This window comes from Paraphotobacterium marinum (genome assembly GCF_002216855.1).
GTDB lineage: Bacteria > Pseudomonadota > Gammaproteobacteria > Enterobacterales > Vibrionaceae > Paraphotobacterium > Paraphotobacterium marinum.
Window position 1 is genome coordinate 489,608 of sequence record NZ_CP022355.1, and the last position, 17,428, is coordinate 507,035.

General features: G+C 30.4%; 22 protein-coding genes and 1 pseudogene. 14 read left to right on the top strand and 9 right to left on the bottom strand.

All coding sequences use genetic code 11. From position 1 onward, the window contains the following. The first annotated feature begins 85 nt into the window (after positions 1 to 85). On the top strand, positions 86 to 373 hold the full coding sequence (gene metJ / locus CF386_RS02685) for a met regulon transcriptional regulator MetJ (RefSeq protein WP_089072939.1): 288 nt from the start codon (positions 86 to 88) through the stop codon (positions 371 to 373). Positions 374 to 423: 50 nt separating this feature from the next. Here metJ and rpmE read toward each other — a convergent pair whose 3' ends face one another. Beyond that, complete coding sequence (rpmE, locus tag CF386_RS02690; RefSeq protein ID WP_089072940.1) at positions 424 to 639, bottom strand: 50S ribosomal protein L31; 216 nt, start codon at positions 637 to 639, stop codon at positions 424 to 426. A gap of 178 nt (positions 640 to 817) precedes the next feature. Between rpmE and CF386_RS02695 the strand changes: the two genes are divergently transcribed. From CF386_RS02695 to rraA, 6 genes are all read left to right on the top strand, one after another. Further along, positions 818 to 1,069, top strand: coding sequence for a primosomal protein N' family DNA-binding protein (locus CF386_RS02695; protein ID WP_089072941.1), 252 nt, complete (start codon positions 818 to 820; stop codon positions 1,067 to 1,069). Positions 1,070 to 1,242: 173 nt separating this feature from the next. Beyond that, positions 1,243 to 3,009: a replication restart helicase PriA gene (priA, locus tag CF386_RS02700; protein WP_089072942.1), complete on the top strand. Its 1,767-nt coding sequence runs from the start codon at positions 1,243 to 1,245 to the stop codon at positions 3,007 to 3,009. A gap of 24 nt (positions 3,010 to 3,033) precedes the next feature. Then, complete coding sequence (locus tag CF386_RS02705) at positions 3,034 to 3,558, top strand: SPOR domain-containing protein (RefSeq protein WP_089072943.1); 525 nt, start codon at positions 3,034 to 3,036, stop codon at positions 3,556 to 3,558. An 83-nt stretch (positions 3,559 to 3,641) separates the two neighbouring features. Further along, a complete protein-coding gene (gene hslV, locus CF386_RS02710) occupies positions 3,642 to 4,166 on the top strand; it encodes an ATP-dependent protease subunit HslV (RefSeq protein ID WP_089072944.1) in 525 nt (174 codons plus the stop codon). 12 nt (positions 4,167 to 4,178) lie between these two features. Next, positions 4,179 to 5,510, top strand: a complete 1,332-nt coding sequence (gene hslU, locus CF386_RS02715) for an HslU--HslV peptidase ATPase subunit (protein WP_089072945.1) — start codon at positions 4,179 to 4,181, stop codon at positions 5,508 to 5,510. A gap of 102 nt (positions 5,511 to 5,612) precedes the next feature. Further along, on the top strand, positions 5,613 to 6,098 hold the full coding sequence (gene rraA, locus CF386_RS02720) for a ribonuclease E activity regulator RraA (RefSeq protein WP_089072946.1): 486 nt from the start codon (positions 5,613 to 5,615) through the stop codon (positions 6,096 to 6,098). 7 nt (positions 6,099 to 6,105) lie between these two features. Here rraA and zapB read toward each other — a convergent pair whose 3' ends face one another. Then, positions 6,106 to 6,336, bottom strand: a complete 231-nt coding sequence (gene zapB, locus CF386_RS02725; protein ID WP_089072947.1) for a cell division protein ZapB — start codon at positions 6,334 to 6,336, stop codon at positions 6,106 to 6,108. Positions 6,337 to 6,489: 153 nt separating this feature from the next. Here zapB and glpX point away from each other — a divergent pair, with 153 nt between their 5' ends. The 3 genes from glpX to tpiA are packed head-to-tail and all read left to right on the top strand — an operon-like array spanning position 6,490 to position 9,018. Continuing rightward, positions 6,490 to 7,464, top strand: a complete 975-nt coding sequence (gene glpX, locus CF386_RS02730) for a class II fructose-bisphosphatase (protein ID WP_089072948.1) — start codon at positions 6,490 to 6,492, stop codon at positions 7,462 to 7,464. A gap of 21 nt (positions 7,465 to 7,485) precedes the next feature. Further along, complete coding sequence (locus CF386_RS02735; protein ID WP_089072949.1) at positions 7,486 to 8,235, top strand: ferredoxin--NADP reductase; 750 nt, start codon at positions 7,486 to 7,488, stop codon at positions 8,233 to 8,235. A 30-nt stretch (positions 8,236 to 8,265) separates the two neighbouring features. Next, on the top strand, positions 8,266 to 9,018 hold the full coding sequence (gene tpiA, locus CF386_RS02740; RefSeq protein WP_089072950.1) for a triose-phosphate isomerase: 753 nt from the start codon (positions 8,266 to 8,268) through the stop codon (positions 9,016 to 9,018). Between the two features lie 817 nt (positions 9,019 to 9,835). Here the strand turns inward: tpiA and pfkA are convergent. Together pfkA and CF386_RS02750 are read right to left on the bottom strand one after the other, a co-directional pair. Beyond that, a pseudogene (pfkA, locus tag CF386_RS02745) lies at positions 9,836 to 10,749 on the bottom strand (6-phosphofructokinase). A gap of 101 nt (positions 10,750 to 10,850) precedes the next feature. After that, on the bottom strand, positions 10,851 to 11,753 hold the full coding sequence (locus CF386_RS02750; RefSeq protein ID WP_089072951.1) for a cation diffusion facilitator family transporter: 903 nt from the start codon (positions 11,751 to 11,753) through the stop codon (positions 10,851 to 10,853). A 213-nt stretch (positions 11,754 to 11,966) separates the two neighbouring features. Between CF386_RS02750 and CF386_RS02755 the strand changes: the two genes are divergently transcribed. The 4 genes from CF386_RS02755 (at position 11,967) to CF386_RS13595 (ending at position 14,080) form a co-directional block, all read left to right on the top strand. Next, on the top strand, positions 11,967 to 12,665 hold the full coding sequence (locus CF386_RS02755; RefSeq protein WP_089073748.1) for a response regulator: 699 nt from the start codon (positions 11,967 to 11,969) through the stop codon (positions 12,663 to 12,665). Beyond that, a complete protein-coding gene (locus tag CF386_RS02760) occupies positions 12,655 to 12,984 on the top strand; it encodes a hypothetical protein (protein ID WP_089072952.1) in 330 nt (109 codons plus the stop codon). The genes CF386_RS02755 and CF386_RS02760 overlap by 11 nt, the downstream gene beginning before the upstream one ends. A 257-nt stretch (positions 12,985 to 13,241) precedes the next feature. Beyond that, a complete protein-coding gene (locus tag CF386_RS02765) occupies positions 13,242 to 13,853 on the top strand; it encodes a histidine kinase dimerization/phospho-acceptor domain-containing protein (protein ID WP_158522282.1) in 612 nt (203 codons plus the stop codon). A 50-nt stretch (positions 13,854 to 13,903) separates the two neighbouring features. Beyond that, positions 13,904 to 14,080: an ATP-binding protein gene (locus CF386_RS13595; protein ID WP_404824953.1), complete on the top strand. Its 177-nt coding sequence runs from the start codon at positions 13,904 to 13,906 to the stop codon at positions 14,078 to 14,080. Between the two features lie 6 nt (positions 14,081 to 14,086). On the opposite strand, the gene CF386_RS02775 is transcribed toward CF386_RS13595, so the two are convergent. Genes CF386_RS02775 through CF386_RS02795 form a run of 5 tightly spaced genes read right to left on the bottom strand, consistent with a single transcriptional unit; the run spans position 14,087 to position 17,370 of the window. Then, positions 14,087 to 14,542, bottom strand: coding sequence for a tRNA (cytidine(34)-2'-O)-methyltransferase (locus CF386_RS02775; protein ID WP_089072955.1), 456 nt, complete (start codon positions 14,540 to 14,542; stop codon positions 14,087 to 14,089). A 23-nt stretch (positions 14,543 to 14,565) separates the two neighbouring features. Then, positions 14,566 to 15,357: a serine O-acetyltransferase gene (gene cysE / locus CF386_RS02780; RefSeq protein WP_089072956.1), complete on the bottom strand. Its 792-nt coding sequence runs from the start codon at positions 15,355 to 15,357 to the stop codon at positions 14,566 to 14,568. Between the two features lie 14 nt (positions 15,358 to 15,371). Beyond that, a complete protein-coding gene (gene gpsA, locus CF386_RS02785) occupies positions 15,372 to 16,382 on the bottom strand; it encodes an NAD(P)H-dependent glycerol-3-phosphate dehydrogenase (protein ID WP_089072957.1) in 1,011 nt (336 codons plus the stop codon). Positions 16,383 to 16,408: 26 nt separating this feature from the next. After that, complete coding sequence (secB, locus tag CF386_RS02790) at positions 16,409 to 16,888, bottom strand: protein-export chaperone SecB (RefSeq protein WP_089072958.1); 480 nt, start codon at positions 16,886 to 16,888, stop codon at positions 16,409 to 16,411. Positions 16,889 to 16,902: 14 nt separating this feature from the next. Continuing rightward, positions 16,903 to 17,370 carry a rhodanese-like domain-containing protein gene (locus CF386_RS02795; RefSeq protein WP_089072959.1) on the bottom strand — a complete coding sequence of 156 codons (468 nt, stop codon included), beginning with the start codon at positions 17,368 to 17,370 and terminating at the stop codon, positions 16,903 to 16,905. Positions 17,371 to 17,428 lie beyond the last annotated feature (58 nt).

Here is a 17,428-nt window from a genome sequence, read left to right on the forward strand (position 1 = left end):
TGTAGACGTATAGATGTCTAATTAAGACTATAATAAATTATATGTAATGTGTAAATAATTAATTTTTGTGTTCTGAGAGAATATTATGAAAGATTGGAATGGTGAATTTATAAGTCCTTATGCTGAATATGGCAAAAAAACTGAACAAGTTAAAAAGATAACTGTCTCTATCCCACTAAAAGTACTAAAAATATTAACAGATGAACGAACTCGTAGACAAGTACTTAATCTAAGACATGCTACAAACAGTGAACTATTGTGCGAAGCTTTTTTACATGCGTTTACGGGACAGCCTTTACCAACTGATGATGATTTAAATAGAAATACTCCGGAAGATATTCCATTATTGGCAAAAAATAAGAGTGAAAAATAAAAAAAGACTTCATAGAAGTCTTTTTTTTATTCAAATAAGATGTTTGCTTTTTATTTACTTGATAAAGCTCCAAAGCGTTTTTTGAATTTATCCACACGACCACCTGAGTCAACATTTCTTTGTTTACCAGTATAAAATGGATGACATTTATCACATACATCTAAGTTAATATCTTTTTTCTTAAGTGTGCTTCTAAATGTAAAAGTGTTTCCACAAGAACACTTAGCATTAATATCGTTATATTCAGGATGAATACCTTGTTTCATAGTTTTAACCTCAAATAGAAGTCCGTATCGCTCTCCTAAACCTAGCTAGGCACCATACGTTATTAAAAAAAGTCTAATTTAATAGACCACAAATTCAGATCGCAAATTCTAAGCTTTTTAGTTATAATTTGCAAGTTATTTATTATAAATAAAGCAACAGCGAATTATAACTCAAATTATGAAAATCAAAAATAAAGTTGTGAATGTGGCGCTTCCTATCCCATTGAAACAATGCTTTCAATATATTAACTGTTCTGAAAAGAATGATATTATTGGATACTCAGTTTCTGTTCCTTTTGGGAAAAGAGTTCTCAAAGGTATCGTTATAAGTGAGGTTAATACCCCAATCACTAAAAATTTGAAAACAATTCTAGAAGTAATTGGGAGCCTTCCTTATTACTCACAAAAAGAAATTGATTTTTTTTTCTAATAGCAAAATATTATCATTACCCACTAGGTCAGTTAATATCAAAAATACTTCCCATTCAAGTTGACAATCAAATACCGATTATCAAAGAGTATAGTTTAAATAAAGATCTAACTAATCATCTAAACTTAATACCCAAAAGAGCTTTTAAGCAACAGCAAATAATCAACTATTTAATGACAAATAAAGTTTATCACTCAAATTCAAAACAATTTAAAAAAGACTTTCCGATTATTAAAAAGTTAATTGATAAAAACATTATTGTGTATACAAAATTCGAACATAAAGTTGAAGAAATCAAAAAAATCGACAAAGCTGATATTATTAACTCAACAAATAAGGTTTACTTAAATCAGGAACAAAAACATGCTATTGATTCGATAGACCATTTTAATCTTTTTCAAGTATATTTACTTTATGGTATAACCGGTTCTGGTAAGACAGAAGTCTTCTTAAATTTAATAGAAAAAGTTCTTCTAAATAACAAAAAAATCATCTATTTAGTACCTGAAATTGGATTAATTCCACAAACAAAACATAGAATTCAAAAGAGATTCAACTGCCCAGTTTATGATTACCACTCTGAAATAAGAGTCTCTGAAAAAAAATTAATTATAAATGAATGTAAAACAAGAAAACCATTAATTATTGTAGGAACAAGATCCACAATTTTTCTTTCGATAAATGATTTAGGTATGATAATAATTGATGAAGAACATGATTCCTCATATAAACAACAAGATTCATTTCGTTACAATGCAAGAGATATAGGAATACTTAAAGCTAAAATTTACAATATTCCTGTTGTTTTAGGATCCGCAACACCATCATTAGAAAGTCTTAACAACGTCAAACAAAATAAATATAAATTATTAACTCTATTAAAAAGAGCATCAAACCTTGAGTTACCAAGGATAACGATTTATGACATTAAAAATACATTTAATAAATCTGGTATATCTGATTTTTTATTAAATAAAATTAAAATACACATCAATAACAATAAGCAAGTATTAGTATTTTTAAATAAAAAAGGATTTTCTGACTCGTTAATTTGTAACGAATGTGGATGGATCAGTGAGTGTGAAAGATGTGAAAAATTCTATACACTATATATGAACAGTAAAAAATTAAAGTGTAATTATTGCTTGCATGAAAAACCTATTGATATCCAATGCCTTTCCTGTGGCTCAACACAACTACATCCTTTGGGCTTTGGAACAGAGCAAGTACAAAAATATTTGGAAGAAAGCTTTCCAAACAAGAAAGTTATACGCCTGGATGGTGAAAGTACAAAAGATAAATCAAAATTTTTAAATACTCTAAAAGATATAGAAAATAAAAATTATGATATTATTATTGGAACTCAATTAATTACCAAGGGACATCACTTTAAACATGTTACTCTCTCTGCATTAGTGAATGTGGATTCAGCTCTTTTTAGTAATGATTTTCGTGCAATTGAAAAATTAAATCAGCAAGTAATACAGGTCTCTGGCAGGGCCGGAAGAGAGTCTTTTAAAAGCGAGGTTATAATACAAACACACTTTCCCGAACATTCTTTTTTTTCAATTATTAAACAACAAAATTATCTGGATATTTCAAAAAACTTACTAAAAGAAAGAGAGATATATAATCTACCACCATTTAGTAATCACATAATATATCGCTCAAAATCAATTAATAGCGATGAAAGTTATGAATATTTAATGATTTTAAAAAGTTTTATTAATAAACAAAATAAAAACATATTAACTTTAGGACCGTCCCCTGCTAGTATTAGAAAGAAGGCTGGATTATATCGATGGTTGCTAATTTTACAACATGATAAAAAGAGTGAACTTTTTAAAGTAATTAATGAAGTTGAGCTTTTTATTTCAAGGAATAATTTAAAAAATAAAGTTAAATCCTCTATAGATATTGACCCTCTTGAATCAACCTGATATTAATTAAGAAATGGACGAGAAATGAATAAAAGAAAACAAACAAAAAAAGCATATACTATTAACAAAAAAGTTTTCTATGTTTTTTTAATTTTATTATTGATGGTAATTTATATAATTGGAAAGAGCGTTTTTAAAGACACTAAAAATAAAACATCTGATGTTAACTCAATTAAAATTAAAAATACAGACATTGTAAACGATAATTCTAATAAAGTTCCTTCTCCTCCAGTATCAAAGTTTAATTATGCCCAGACCTTAAAGAATAAAGTTGTTGATGTTCAAGTAGATAATAAAGTAGTATATGATTCAAGACCTTATATTATTCAATGTGCAGCTTTCAAAAGTAAAAAACAAGCAGAACAATTAAAAGCTAAAATTCAATCAATAACACAAAATGTATCTATAAAACAAACAACATCAAAAACAACATCTACAATTTGGTATAAAGTTTTAATTGGTCCCTATAAAGGAAGAAGGTTGGCACAAAATGATGCCCATCTACTCAGTCGTAATAAAATTCGTGGTTGTTTGATGATTGCACAATAATTTAAAGATTAGGGTTGAATTGCTCAAGAATACCCCCACTATCTTAATTATAGTTTCTTCTTATTTATATATTGGAGTAATCAATGACAACAATTGTATCAGTTCGACGAAATAATCAAGTCGTAATAGCAGGTGATGGACAAGTTTCTCTTGGCAACACAGTAATGAAAGGAAATGCTAAAAAAGTACGAAGATTATACAACAACAAAGTTATTGCTGGTTTTGCCGGTGGTACAGCAGATGCCTTTACTTTATTTGAGCGATTTGAACGTAAATTGGAGATGCATCAAGGTCATCTTCTAAAATCAGCTGTCGAATTAGCTAAAGATTGGAGAACAGATCGAATGCTAAGAAGGCTAGAGGCTCTCTTGGCAGTAGCAGATGAAGAATGTTCTTTAATTATTACTGGGAATGGGGATGTTTTACAACCAGAAAATGATTTAATAGCTATTGGATCCGGAGGAAATTATGCACAATCTGCAGCAACAGCTCTCCTTGAAAATACTGAATTAGGTGCAAGTGAAATTGCAAAAAAATCATTAAAAATAGCTGGTGATATTTGTGTTTTTACCAACCAGTTTCATACTGTTGAAGAAATTAATTATTAATAAGGAGTAATTATGTCTGAAATGACTCCAAGAGAGATTGTTCACGAATTAAATCGCCACATTATTGGACAAGATAAAGCAAAAAGAGCCGTGGCAATAGCCTTACGTAATAGATGGAGAAGGATGCAGCTAAATGAAGATTTAAGACAAGAAGTTACCCCTAAAAATATTTTAATGATAGGGCCTACTGGTGTAGGAAAAACAGAAATAGCTCGCAGATTAGCTAAATTAGCAAATGCACCATTCATAAAAGTTGAGGCTACAAAATTTACTGAAGTCGGTTATGTAGGTAAAGAGGTTGAAACTATTATCAGAGATCTTACTGATGTATCAGTAAAAATCACTCATCAAGAAGCAACTAAAAAAGTTAGGCATCGTGCGGAAGATATCGCAGAAGAGAAAATACTTGATGCCCTTATCCCACCAGCAAAGGATGACTGGTCCAAGAAAGAAAGTTCAGATGATAGTTCAAAAGCAAGACAAGTTTTTAGAAAAAAACTTCGTGAAGGTCAGCTTGATGATAAAGAGATCGAAATCGATATTGCTGCGCCTCAAATGGGTGTTGAAATTATGTCACCTCCAGGTATGGAAGAGATGACAAACCAACTTCAAGGTATGTTTCAAAATTTAGCTGGTAATACTTCCAAAAAAAAGAAATTAAAAATAAAAGATGCATTAAAACTAAAAACTGAAGAAGAAGCTGCCAAATTAATCAATCAAGAAGAACTCAAAGAGTCTGCCATTCAGTCAGTTGAAAACAATGGAATAGTATTTATTGATGAAATAGATAAAATTTGTAAAAGAGGAGATTCCTCCGGACCCGATGTTTCCAGAGAAGGAGTACAAAGAGACTTGTTGCCTTTAGTTGAAGGAAGTACTGTATCCACTAAACACGGTATGGTTAAAACAGATCATATTTTATTCATTGCCTCTGGAGCATTCCAAGTAGCAAAACCGTCTGATTTAATCCCTGAGCTTCAAGGAAGGTTACCAATAAGGGTTGAGCTTGAAGCTCTTTCAAGTAATGACTTTAAAAGAATACTAACAGAGCCGAAAGCATCATTAACAGCTCAGGCAAAGGCGTTGATGAAAACTGAGAATCTTGAAATTAACTTTACAGAAGACGGTATTCAGAAATTAGCTGAATCAGCTTGGCAAGTAAATGAAAAAACAGAAAATATTGGAGCAAGAAGACTACATACAGTTATGGAAAGAGTTCTTGATGAATTATCCTATAATGCAACTGAAAAGTCTGGAGAATCTATTCAAATAGATGAGAAATTTGTAGAAGCACAACTGAATGATTTAGTTGCTGATGAAGATCTAAGTCGTTTTATTCTTTAACTTTTTATAGCCCAACCAAAACTTATTGGGCTAATTTAGTTATTGCAATGAATAATATTATGTATATACTAAATTTTATAGTTTATTTTTATTTATTTAATTATGGAATATAATACTTCTGAAATATGTGATATTTATTTGGATCAGGTCGATGTAGTTGAGCCTATTTTTAATAGTTACGGCGGAAGAGACTCATTCGCTGGTATTATAACTACTGTTAAGTGTTTCGAAGATAATCAGGTACTCTATAACGTCTTAAATGAAGATGGAAGTGGCCGTGTGCTTTTAATTGATGCAGGTGGTTCACTAAGAAAAGCTATTCTTGATATTGATCTAGTCGAATTAGCATCCGATAATCAATGGGAAGGAATTGTAGTTTATGGCTGCGTTAGAAATGTTGATGAAATTCAACACTTAAATATCGGAATCCAAGCGTTAACTTCAATACCAGTTCTTGCAGATAATCAAGGCACTGGTGAAATTGATGTGCCTGTAAATTTTGGTGGAGTCACTTTTCTACCTGAGGATTATTTATATGCCGATAATACTGGAATAATTCTTTCTCCTGAAGCATTAGATCTTGAGTAAAAATTAATTAATCTACTTCTTCGAACTTATTCAAGAGAACTTTTAGTTTCTCTTGCCAGTCGCTCTGCTCTTTTCTCAACTTATTATTTTCTTCTTCTAATTGTTTCGCTTTATCAGCACATTGTTGTTGTAACTTTTTATTATCTTGTTTCAAATCTTCAATTTCCATATTTAAAAGAGAAATTGTATCAACTGCATTTTTAATTTTGTTTTCTAATTCATCTAAAATTTTGAGCATAATAGTTCCTATCAAATATTTTAAATACTTTATAACACTTATTTATTAGAATATGAAATAATTTTTAAACATCATTCATTAAATTTGTATTCTTAGATATTTATCACTTTTTTGTGTTAAAATAAATTTAAAAAAATCTTTAAAGAGGTAACAATGAACTTTGACCAAGCGATGATATTTACCCATGTAACAGAAAAAGCTGCCATTGCCACACTTCCATGGATTGGTAACGGAGATAAAAATAAAGCAGATGATGCTGCTGTTCAAGAAATGAGAAGGGTGTTAAATAATAGCAATATTAATGGCGAAATAGTTATCGGTGAGGGAGAAATTGATAATGCCCCAATGCTATATATTGGTGAAAAAGTTGGGAAAGGAGGTCCAGAAATAGATATAGCAGTTGATCCGATTGAAGGGACTAGAATGACTGCTTTAGGACAAAGTAATGCTGTTTGTGTTCTTGCTGCAGGAAAAAAAGACTCTCTATTAAAAGCTCCTGACATGTACATGGAAAAATTAGTTGTAAACTCGCTTGCAAAAGATCATATAGATATTAATTTACCTATTGAGGAGAATATCAAAAAAGTATCAAGTGTTCTTCACAAAAAAATTGAAGATATGGTCATAACTATTCTCGATAAACCAAGACATCATCACGTTATTCAAAAAATTAGAAATTTGGGAGCTAAAGTCTTTTTAATTCCAGATGGTGATGTTATTGCGTCTATTCAAATTTGTATGCAGAATATGCCTGGAGATATTATGTACGGTATTGGAGGTGCTCCTGAAGGTGTTATTTCAGCAGCAGCGGTTCACTCTTTAGGTGGTAACATGCAGGCAAAACTAATACCACGTAATAAAGTAAAGGGAGCTAACTTAGAAAATGATAAAATCAGTTTAGAAGAGATTAAAAGATGTAAAGAATTAAACTTAAAGACTGAATCTAAACTGCTGCTTTCAGATCTGGTTACTAGTTCATCTGTTTTATGCGCAGTTACAGGAATTACTAAAGGTGATATTCTTGACGGTGTATCAGTCGAAGAGAACATAGTAAAGGTTGATACTTTATTAATCATAGGAGAGACAAAATCTATACACCGAATTACCTCACAATATGAATTAAGTTAAAAATTTTATAGGAGTATAAATATGTCAAACTGGATTGAGGCAACTGTTGTTGAAAATTATAAATGGACACACAACCTTTTTTCTTTAAAGATTAAAGCTAACATTGATAAATTTATAGCTGGCCAGTATACAAAGTTGGGCTTGAAAATTGATGATAATATTATTCAAAGAGCTTATTCCTTTGTTAATAAACCTCAAAGCTCAACTTTAGAAATTTATATTACGACTGTTAATGATGGTTTATTATCCCCTCAATTAGAGAAATTACAAAAAAATGACAAAATCATGATTACTCAACATTCGAATGGTTTTTTTACGATAAATGAAGTTCCAAAGTCGAAAGATCTATGGATGATTGCTTCAGGAACTGCAATTGGACCATATTTATCTATATTAAATGACGATAGTCAAGAAGTCTGGCATAAATATGAAAATATCTTTATAATTCACTCTGTTCGATATGGTGAAGATTTATCTTATCAAAAAGATTTTATGGCTATACAGAACAAAAAGCCACATGCCTTTAAATATATACCCTTCGTATCTAGAGAAGATTACCCTATCGGATTAAGAGGAAGAGTTACTACTGCTCTTGAAAATGGTGGTTTGGAGAGTTATGCGAATACTATTATTTCGCCAGAAAACTCTCAAGTAATGCTTTGTGGTAATCCTGAACTTGTTAGAGATGCCAAAGCTTTATTAGAAAAAAAAGGACTTAGAAAAAACTTAAGAAGAAAACCTGGACACATTACCATGGAACATTATTGGTAATTTAATTTAACATATTGGGAGAAACGAATAATGCAAAAAAATTTAGTTATGGGTAACTGGAAATTAAATGGAAATAAAAATGAAATTCATACTTTTCTGAATGACTTAAATCTAATTATTCAGGGGTATGATAAATGTGAAGTTTCAGTAGCATTTCCTGTAATGTATTTAGATTATGCTTCTCAGATTTTGAGTGAGTTGAAAAGTAATATTAAACTGGGTGCACAAAATGCAGATACTCATAACCAAGGAGCCTACACTGGTGATATTTCTCCAAAAATGCTAAAAGAATTAAATGTACAACTTGTCATTATTGGACACTCAGAAAGACGAGAATATCACTCTGAATCTAATGAGTTGATTGCTCAAAAATTTAAGGCCTTACAAGAAATAGGTTTGACACCAGTATTATGTATTGGTGAGTCAGAAGAACAAAATGAAAATGGCGAAACACTTAGTATTCTTGCAAAACAGTTAGACGCTGTAATCAATTTAAATGGTATTAATTCAATGCAAAAAGCTGTGATTGCATATGAACCGATATGGGCGATAGGTACAGGAAAAGCTGCTACCGCAAACCAAGCACAAGAAATTCATAATGCTATTAGAAATCACCTAGCCTCATATTCTAAAGAGGTTGCAGAAAACGTAATTATACAATATGGTGGTTCAGTTAAACCAGAAAATGCAGAAGAATTTTTTAAAATGAACGATATTAATGGTGCTCTAGTTGGAGGGGCTTCTTTAAAAGCTGAGTCTTTTGCTGGCATAGTTAAATCGTAAAGAATAAAGCCACTTTATTAGTACTCTTTCTAGTTAAAAATATATAAAAGTTAAAAAGTTAGTGAATTAAGTTTATCTTACATAGACTTACTTAATTCACTTTTTTATATACATACAAAATAAACATATAAAAGTAAATTTAATTTATCTCATAAATCATTTTTTTTAAAAAGTGTCTATGACAATTCACGATATTTATAAAAATGAACATTAAGTAAAAACCACACTCCATATAAGTGCTAGAACTTTTTTCATTTTTCCTTGTTTATTTAAATTAATTTTTTTAAGCCCTCGTTTGGGAGGTTTTTTTATCGGTAAAATTAATACTATGACTGCTACAAATTTTGAAATGAATTATTTAGACACTGAAAATCCAATATTACTAGCCTCAAAAATATAAATTTTCCAATCTCATTTTTCTATTTAACATCTATGTACACTCTAATATGTAATCTATTAGTATAGTAAGTCACTCAGCATAGATTAAATGGTGTATATGTTAACATAATAGTTGATACATGCACTTAGCAATAGTTTTAAAGCTTTATTTTTATCATTAAATTAAGGTGGTTTTAAGGGTTATTAGTTTAGTTTATATCGCACATTTGCTAGTTATATTTTAATTTTGTTTCAATGCCTCTGTTTCTATCCACACTGCGCCCACTCTTGCTTAATAGCTTGGATTAACAGTAGAACAATCACTAGATTTAAGTATTATATTTGAATAAAAAAAGACCTATTTCTTAGATCTTTTTTAAGTTTTATAGACAAATATCCACTAGTAATCAATAAGTTAAAGTGGCTACACATTTTATGATTAAAATAATTTTTTAGCTAATGCATATAAATCTTCTTTAACTGGCCTTTTCATGTGCTCTATAGCATCAATAATATCATGATTAACCAAGGATTCTTTCACAATTCCCACACACTTACCACCTTCACCTTCAACAAGTAAGTCAACGGCATAAGAACCCATTCTAGATGCAAGTACTCTATCAAATGCTGTAGGAGCACCTCCTCGTTGAATATGTCCTAAAATTGTTGCTCGAGTTTCTCGTCCAGTTTCTTGTTCAATATATTTAGCTAATTCGTTTGCGTCAGTTATTAGCTCTGTTAAAGCAATAATTGCATGTCTTTTTCCTTTTTTGAGACCTGCCTTAATATCATTTATTAAGTTTTCTCTATCTAACTTCTTTTCAGGTGTAATAATATATTCACAACCACCAGCTATAGCAGCCATTAAAGTTAGGTCTCCGCAGTGTCTACCCATGACCTCTACAATTGATATTCTATGATGCGAACTAGATGTATCCCTAATTCTATCAATGGCATCAATTACAGTATTTAACGCTGTAAAAAAACCTATTGTATAGTCAGTTCCAGCAACATCATTGTCTATAGTTCCTGGAACACCAATACAAGGGTATCCCATTTCAGTTATTTTTTTCGCACCCATATAGGAGCCATCGCCGCCTATAACAACTAAGGCTTCTATGCCATGCTTTTCAAGGTTTTTAATCGCTTTTTTCTTACTTCAATATCTTGAAACTCTGGAAATCTTGCAGAACCAAGAACAGTGCCACCACGATTAATAATATCAGAAACAGAATCTCTATATAAAGGCTTTATTAGATCATTATATAATCCTCTGTAACCGTCAGTAATCCCAAAAACTTCTATACCATATGACAACGCTGTACGAACAACACTTCGAATTGCTGCATTCATTCCAGGAGCGTCACCTCCACTGGTTAATACTCCAATTTTTTTAACATGAATAATAATCCAATTACATTTTTAACTTAAATTATTTTACAATAAAAATTTTACTAAGCATATTGAAAATTACAATTTTTTATTGGATCTTTATGAATAATTACGTCTGATTCTGGAAATTTATTTATGATATCCTGCTCTAATTCATCAGCAATTCTATGTGCATCATTAAAACTCATATTTTCGTTTAAATCTATATGAAACTGAATAAATCTGACTGAACCGGCTTTCCTCGTTTTTAAATGATGGTAATTTAATACTTCTTTTTTATTAATTATAATCTCATTAATTTCGTCCAACTCATCTTTGGGTAAGCTTTGGTCAATTAAAGTTTGCATAGCTTGTTTGGCCATAGTAATTGCACTCCACAATATATGACAGCCTATAAAAAAACCAAAAATTGCATCTGCTTTTACATATCCTTTCATGCTTAAAAACATCGCACAAATGACTCCAATATTTAAGATTAAATCAGCTTTGTAATGAAGTGAGTCAGCAGATATTGCCTCACTTTGTGTCTTATTTATAACCCATTTTTGAAAGGAAACTAAAAATAAAATAATAACTATAGTAAAAGCACTTACCCAAATACCATAATCAAAATTATCTACAGACACTGAGTTAGAAAAAAAACGATTAACTCCACTTAGAATTAAAAATAAAGCTGATCCAGCAATAAACATGGCCTGTGAAAGTGACGCAAGTGACTCCGCTTTACCATGTCCATAAGGATGTTCCTTATCAGGGGGTGATAAAGAAAATTTTAAAATTAAAATATTTAATAATGCTATCCCAATATCTAGTATTGAATCAACAAGAGATGCAAGCATACTCAATGAATCGGTATAAAACCATGTCATTAATTTAACCAACGTAAGTATTATAGCAACTATCATTGTTAATGATGATGAAATCAAAACTAGCTTAGAATACTCTTTTTTGTTTTTGACAGTCATAAAGAATTTCTCATTTTTTTAAAGTTTCAATGATTATATATAAAAAAAGTTATAAAAAAAAGATTTAATTGAAAAAATTCTATAAAAATCAACTAGTTAGAAATGAAGAGAGTAATATTAAAATAAATATAAATAATAATTATTTTTATTTTATTATTTATAATGATTGTGGGATAATCTATAATGCTTAATAATCTAATATATTACTTTATTATGAAAAAAATACTCATTATTGATGACGATCAGGAGTTAACTAGCTTATTAAAGGAATTACTAGAGCTAGAAAACTATGATACCTCTATCGCTTCAAATGGCGAAGAAGGCTTAAAAAAATATACAGAAGATATTGATTTAATTTTACTTGACGTCATGATGCCTATTTTAAATGGTTTTGATACACTTAAAAGATTTAGAGACAAATTAAATGTAATCACACCTATACTTATGCTGACAGCTAAAGGGGATGAAATTGATAAAGTTATGGGTTTAGAAATGGGGGCCGATGATTATTTAGCAAAACCTTTTAGTGAAAGAGAGCTTTTAGCTAGAATAAAAGCCATATTAAGAAGATTTGATAAATCAGATTTGAAAGGCATAGTAAATAACGAATCAAAAGTTATTAAGGCTCAAGATATAGAAATTTGCCAAACAACACAGGAAGTTATTTGTCAAGATGAGGAAATACCTCTAACTGGTACAGAGTTTATTTTATTAACATACTTTTCAAAAAATATTGGGAAAATCATTTCAAAAAATGAGTTAAGTGAATCTGTTTTGGGAAAACCTCTTTCTCAATACGATCGTTCTTTAGATATGCATATTTCAAATCTTCGAAAAAAATTACCAACACGCGACAATGGTATGCCAAGATTCAAAACTTTAAGAGGAAAAGGTTACATTTTTGTTGAATAATATTTTTAAATACGTACCAGTTAATTATTTATATGGAAGGATTTTTGCCATTTTTTGGTTAACGATCTTTGTAATCGTTTTTATAATAATTCTTTTGCCACAAAAATACATCTCAACTTCAAGAGATGTTTTAAAGCCTTTATCTCAAAAAGAAGTAGAGTTTGGTAATACAATCGCTAAAAATCTTTCCAAATTTTATTTTAAAGAGAAACATTTACCTCCAAATATTGATGAAACAAATACAGATTTATTAAGACAACTTAGAAAAGAGTTTTTAATTAAAAATAATCTTGTTAAAGAAATTAGGAATTTCTTTTAGTAAACCAAAAAACTGGACGTATACTTATAAATAAAAATAATTTAAGAATAGGAATTTTCTCATCTTTAGCCATAGATCCAAATAACCCACAAAAAAGACAATATCATCAAAATTTGGTTATGGGGCCTTTTACAATACCCAATTCGAGATACAATTTATATATAACCAAAAAACTAGAGCCTAGATCTCCTCTTTACTACAAAATAATATCTACTCCCTTTCAAATTCTATTTATTACAATGTTAGTGAGTACACCAATGCTATTATGGTTTTCATGGCTTATAACAAAACCAGCTAGAAAACTCCAGAGAGCTGCTGAAACGGTATTAAAAGGAGAGTTTAAAGAAGATCCAAACTTGGAATTAGGACCTAAAGAATTTGTAAAAACAGGTATAACATTTAACCAAATGGTGCATTCCATTAATCAAATGATTTCTTCCAATCAAAGGCTATTATCTGACATATCTCACGAACTTAGAAGCCCTCTGACTCGCTTAAAAATGGCAAATGCCTTGGCTAAACGAAAAACAGGAAATAGTAGTGAATTACAAAGAATTGAAGTTGAATCCGAAAGGTTAGAAAATATGATAAATGATCTGCTCCATTTATCAAAGCTTAAACTGGAGAGTCACCAAAATAAAGGTGTTGTAGATTTATTTGAGCTATATGGCGATATTTTAAATGACGCAAAATATGAATCTAAAAATATGAATAAGCTACTTACCTTTAATCAAATGCCTAAAGTTTTATTGAAAGTCAACATTCCTCTCATTCAGAGTGCATTAGAAAATGTTATAAGAAATGCAATCAAGTATGCCAATAAAAATATAAATATTTTATTTCTTAAAAAAGAGACTTCATTGATATAATAATTTCTGATGATGGCCCTGGTGTACCTGAGGCTCAGTTAGATGAAATAATCAAACCATTTTATAGAGTGTCAACATCAAGAGATAGAGATTCAGGAGGTACAGGTCTGGGTTTGGCTATTACACACGAAGCAATTTTGTCACACAAAGGCAGGCTCAAAACTTTCATTAATCATAAAGGCGGTTTATCAATTATTTTATCTTTGCCTATTTACAATATTACATAAATTGAATCAATTAAAATTATTTTGACGCCATGCCTCATAAAGAATTACAGCAACAGAGTTTGATAAATTCAAGCTCCTATTATTTTCTTTCATTGGTATTTTAATTTTTTCTGAAATATATTTCCCTTCTCTCACATTGTCGGGTAACCCCGAAGTTTCAGAGCCAAATAAAAAAACATCACCTGACTTATAATCTACAAAAGAATAATTTTTGCTTCCTTTTGTAGTACAGGCAAATATTCGTTGGTTAACATTTTCTCTTAAAAAAGAAGAAATATCTGAGAAGTGCTTTACATTTGTTAGGTCATGATAATCGAGACCTGCTCGTCTCAATTGCTTTTCTTGCAAAGAAAAACCCAGTTTCCCAATTAAATTTAATTCACTACCTAGGTTAGCAGCCAGTCTAATAATATTGCCAGTATTAGGTGCGATCTGTGGTTCATAAAGTGCAATTTTAAACATTAATATTTACAACCTACTTATAATTAACTTTTATTTTTAATAAACTGATCCATCTCTTGAGCAGGCATTTGTACTGACGGTCTTCCAATTTTTTTGGCAGGGACTCCAGCCACCGTAGTCTGACCAGGAACATTTTCCAAAACAACTGAACCAGCAGCAATTTTAGCGCCTTTTCCAATAGAAATATTTCCTAAAACCTTAGACCCTGCTCCAATCATAACACCTTCACCAATCTTAGGGTGTCTATCTCCAGACTCTTTTCCCGTTCCACCCAGTGTAACATTTTGCAAAATAGAAACATTATCGGAAACTATCGATGTTTCGCCTATCACTATTCCCGTAGCATGATCAAACATAACTCCAGAACCAATTTTAGCAGCAGGGTGAATGTCAACCTGTAATTGAACAGAAATGATATTTTGAATTAAAAGAGCTATTGAAGTCCTTCCAGATTTCCAAAGCCAATGGGTTAACCTGTAAGCTTGTAAAGCATGATAACCTTTTAAATGTAAAAGCACATTGACATACTCTTTAATCGCAGGGTCTCTATTAATAACTGCATCCAAGTCTCTTAATGCATCATCTACCAGTTTAGGTTCTTTCTGATAAGCATTTTTAAATAAAAGGTTCAAATCTTTTTGTGATAAAAAGCTCGATTCAATTTTCTTTGATAATATGAATGATAAACATCTAGAAAAAGTTTTATGTTCAAGAATAAATGAAGAATAAAGGTCGGCAAGCAAAGGCTCTTTATCTTTAATTAAAAAAGATTCTTGTCTAATTTTTTCCCAAATTAAATTTGATGCTTTTAACATATCAGAATTCCAATTTATAGATTTTCGCTTTTTAAAGAACGACTCATTAATATTTCGATGGCTTCTTTAACATTTTGTTTATTATATAAAATGTTATACACCTGTTCTACAATTGGCATTTCAACATTAACTTTTTTTGCTAAATTCCTTAATTGCTTAGCATTTACAAATCCTTCAACTACTTTTCCTGTATTTTTTTTCGCATCATCTAAAGATTGACCTTGCCCAATGTACAACCCAAATCGTCTATTTCTTGATTTGTTATCAGTACATGTAAGCACTAAATCACCCAAACCAGACATCCCATAAATAGTTTTTTCATGTGCTCCTAATTTTTCAGCTAACCTTACCATTTCCGCTAAGCCTCTAGTAATTAAGGCTACACGTGCATTAGCTCCAAAACCCATACCATCGGATATTCCTGCAGCAATGGCTATAACATTTTTGACAACACTACCAAGCTGTACGCCTGTAAAATCATTGTTTGTATAGACTCGTAAGGATTGACTACAGTTTATTTTGGTTTGTAAATCATGTAAAAAATCTTCATTATCTGATACAACTGTCGATACGGTTGGGAGTCCTTCAGCTATTTCTCTTGCAAAGTTTGGTCCAGATAAAAAGGCCAAAGGTATGTTTGATCCTAAAATTTCTTCTGCAGTATCTTTTAAAAGATTTCCCGTAACAGGATCCAAACCTTTAGTAGCCCAACAAATTTTATGTTTCTCAGATAAAAAAGGTTTTATATCATTAAGAACCGTTCGAAAAGAAAGAGTTGGCACAAAAATTAAAAGAGTATAAGAACATGAGATAGCGTATTTCAGATCAGATGTTAAATCCAAGCTACTTGGAAAACTTATATTTGGTAAGTATTTTTTATTTTCTCTGTCTAAAGATAAACTATCAATACCCTCTTTACTTCTTCCAAACAAAAGAACTCTTTTCCCTTGACGGGACAAAGAAATTGCGAAAGAGGTTCCGAAGGAGCCTGCTCCTATAATACTAAAATCATACTTTGAAGACATTAATAACCTCTTTCAATACAAAGATCTTAAGCGTTTGAAGCTTCAGTTGCATTATTCTGTTTTTCTAAATAGTTCATAAATAAAGCATCAAAGTTAACTGGCGCTAAATTCAACTGAGGAAATGTACCTTTAACTACAAGACTTGAAACAGTTTCTCTGGCATAAGGAAATAGAATATTTGGACAAAATGCACCAAGACAGTGAGCAAGTTGAGTTGATTCCATTCCTTCTATCGTAAAAATACCACCTTGATGGATTTCACACAAAAAAGCAGTTTCTCCAGCATTTTCTACAGTTACTGTAATTCTTAAAATAACTTCAAAAATATTTTCGTTTAGCTTACGATTTTCTGTATCTAAATCTAACTTAACTTCAGGTTCCCAGTTTTTTTGGAACATTTCAGTTGCTTTTGGTGCTTCAAAAGAAACATCTTTTAGAAAAACTCTCTGAATTTGAAAGTTTGTTTCTGTATTTTGTTCATTATTATTAACATTGTTTTCTGACATTTTATTAACCTTTATTAATTTTTATTTTTTGTGTTTTTATTCTTTTGTTTATTTTTTTCTTTTGAGATTAACGGAAGATTACTATTTTTCCAAGAATTAATCCCATCTTTTAGAATAAAAGTGTTTTCAAAATTATTAGCAATAAGTAGCTTTTGAATCTCCGTGGAACTCATTCCATTTGCACTTATAATAATAATTGGTCGCTTTTTGTCTTTTTCAAGTCCTTTAAATAACTTTTGTTTTAAATCTGCAATAGATATATTTAAAGATCCTGTAATATGGCCTCTTTCAAACTCTTCCTTAGTTCTGACATCCAGAGGAATAGCTTCTTCTTTATTAATTAATTCAACAGCTTTTGGTGACTCAATTAAATCTTTACGCATTTTTTCTTTTAAAATAGAAAAAATTATTAATATTAAAATAAATACCCATAAAGCACTTAACAGATAATTTTCTATAATAAACTCAAAAAATTGGTTCACTTTTTTACTCCACAAAATTTTTAGGTATTATAGCTTTAGATTATATTTTATTACAATC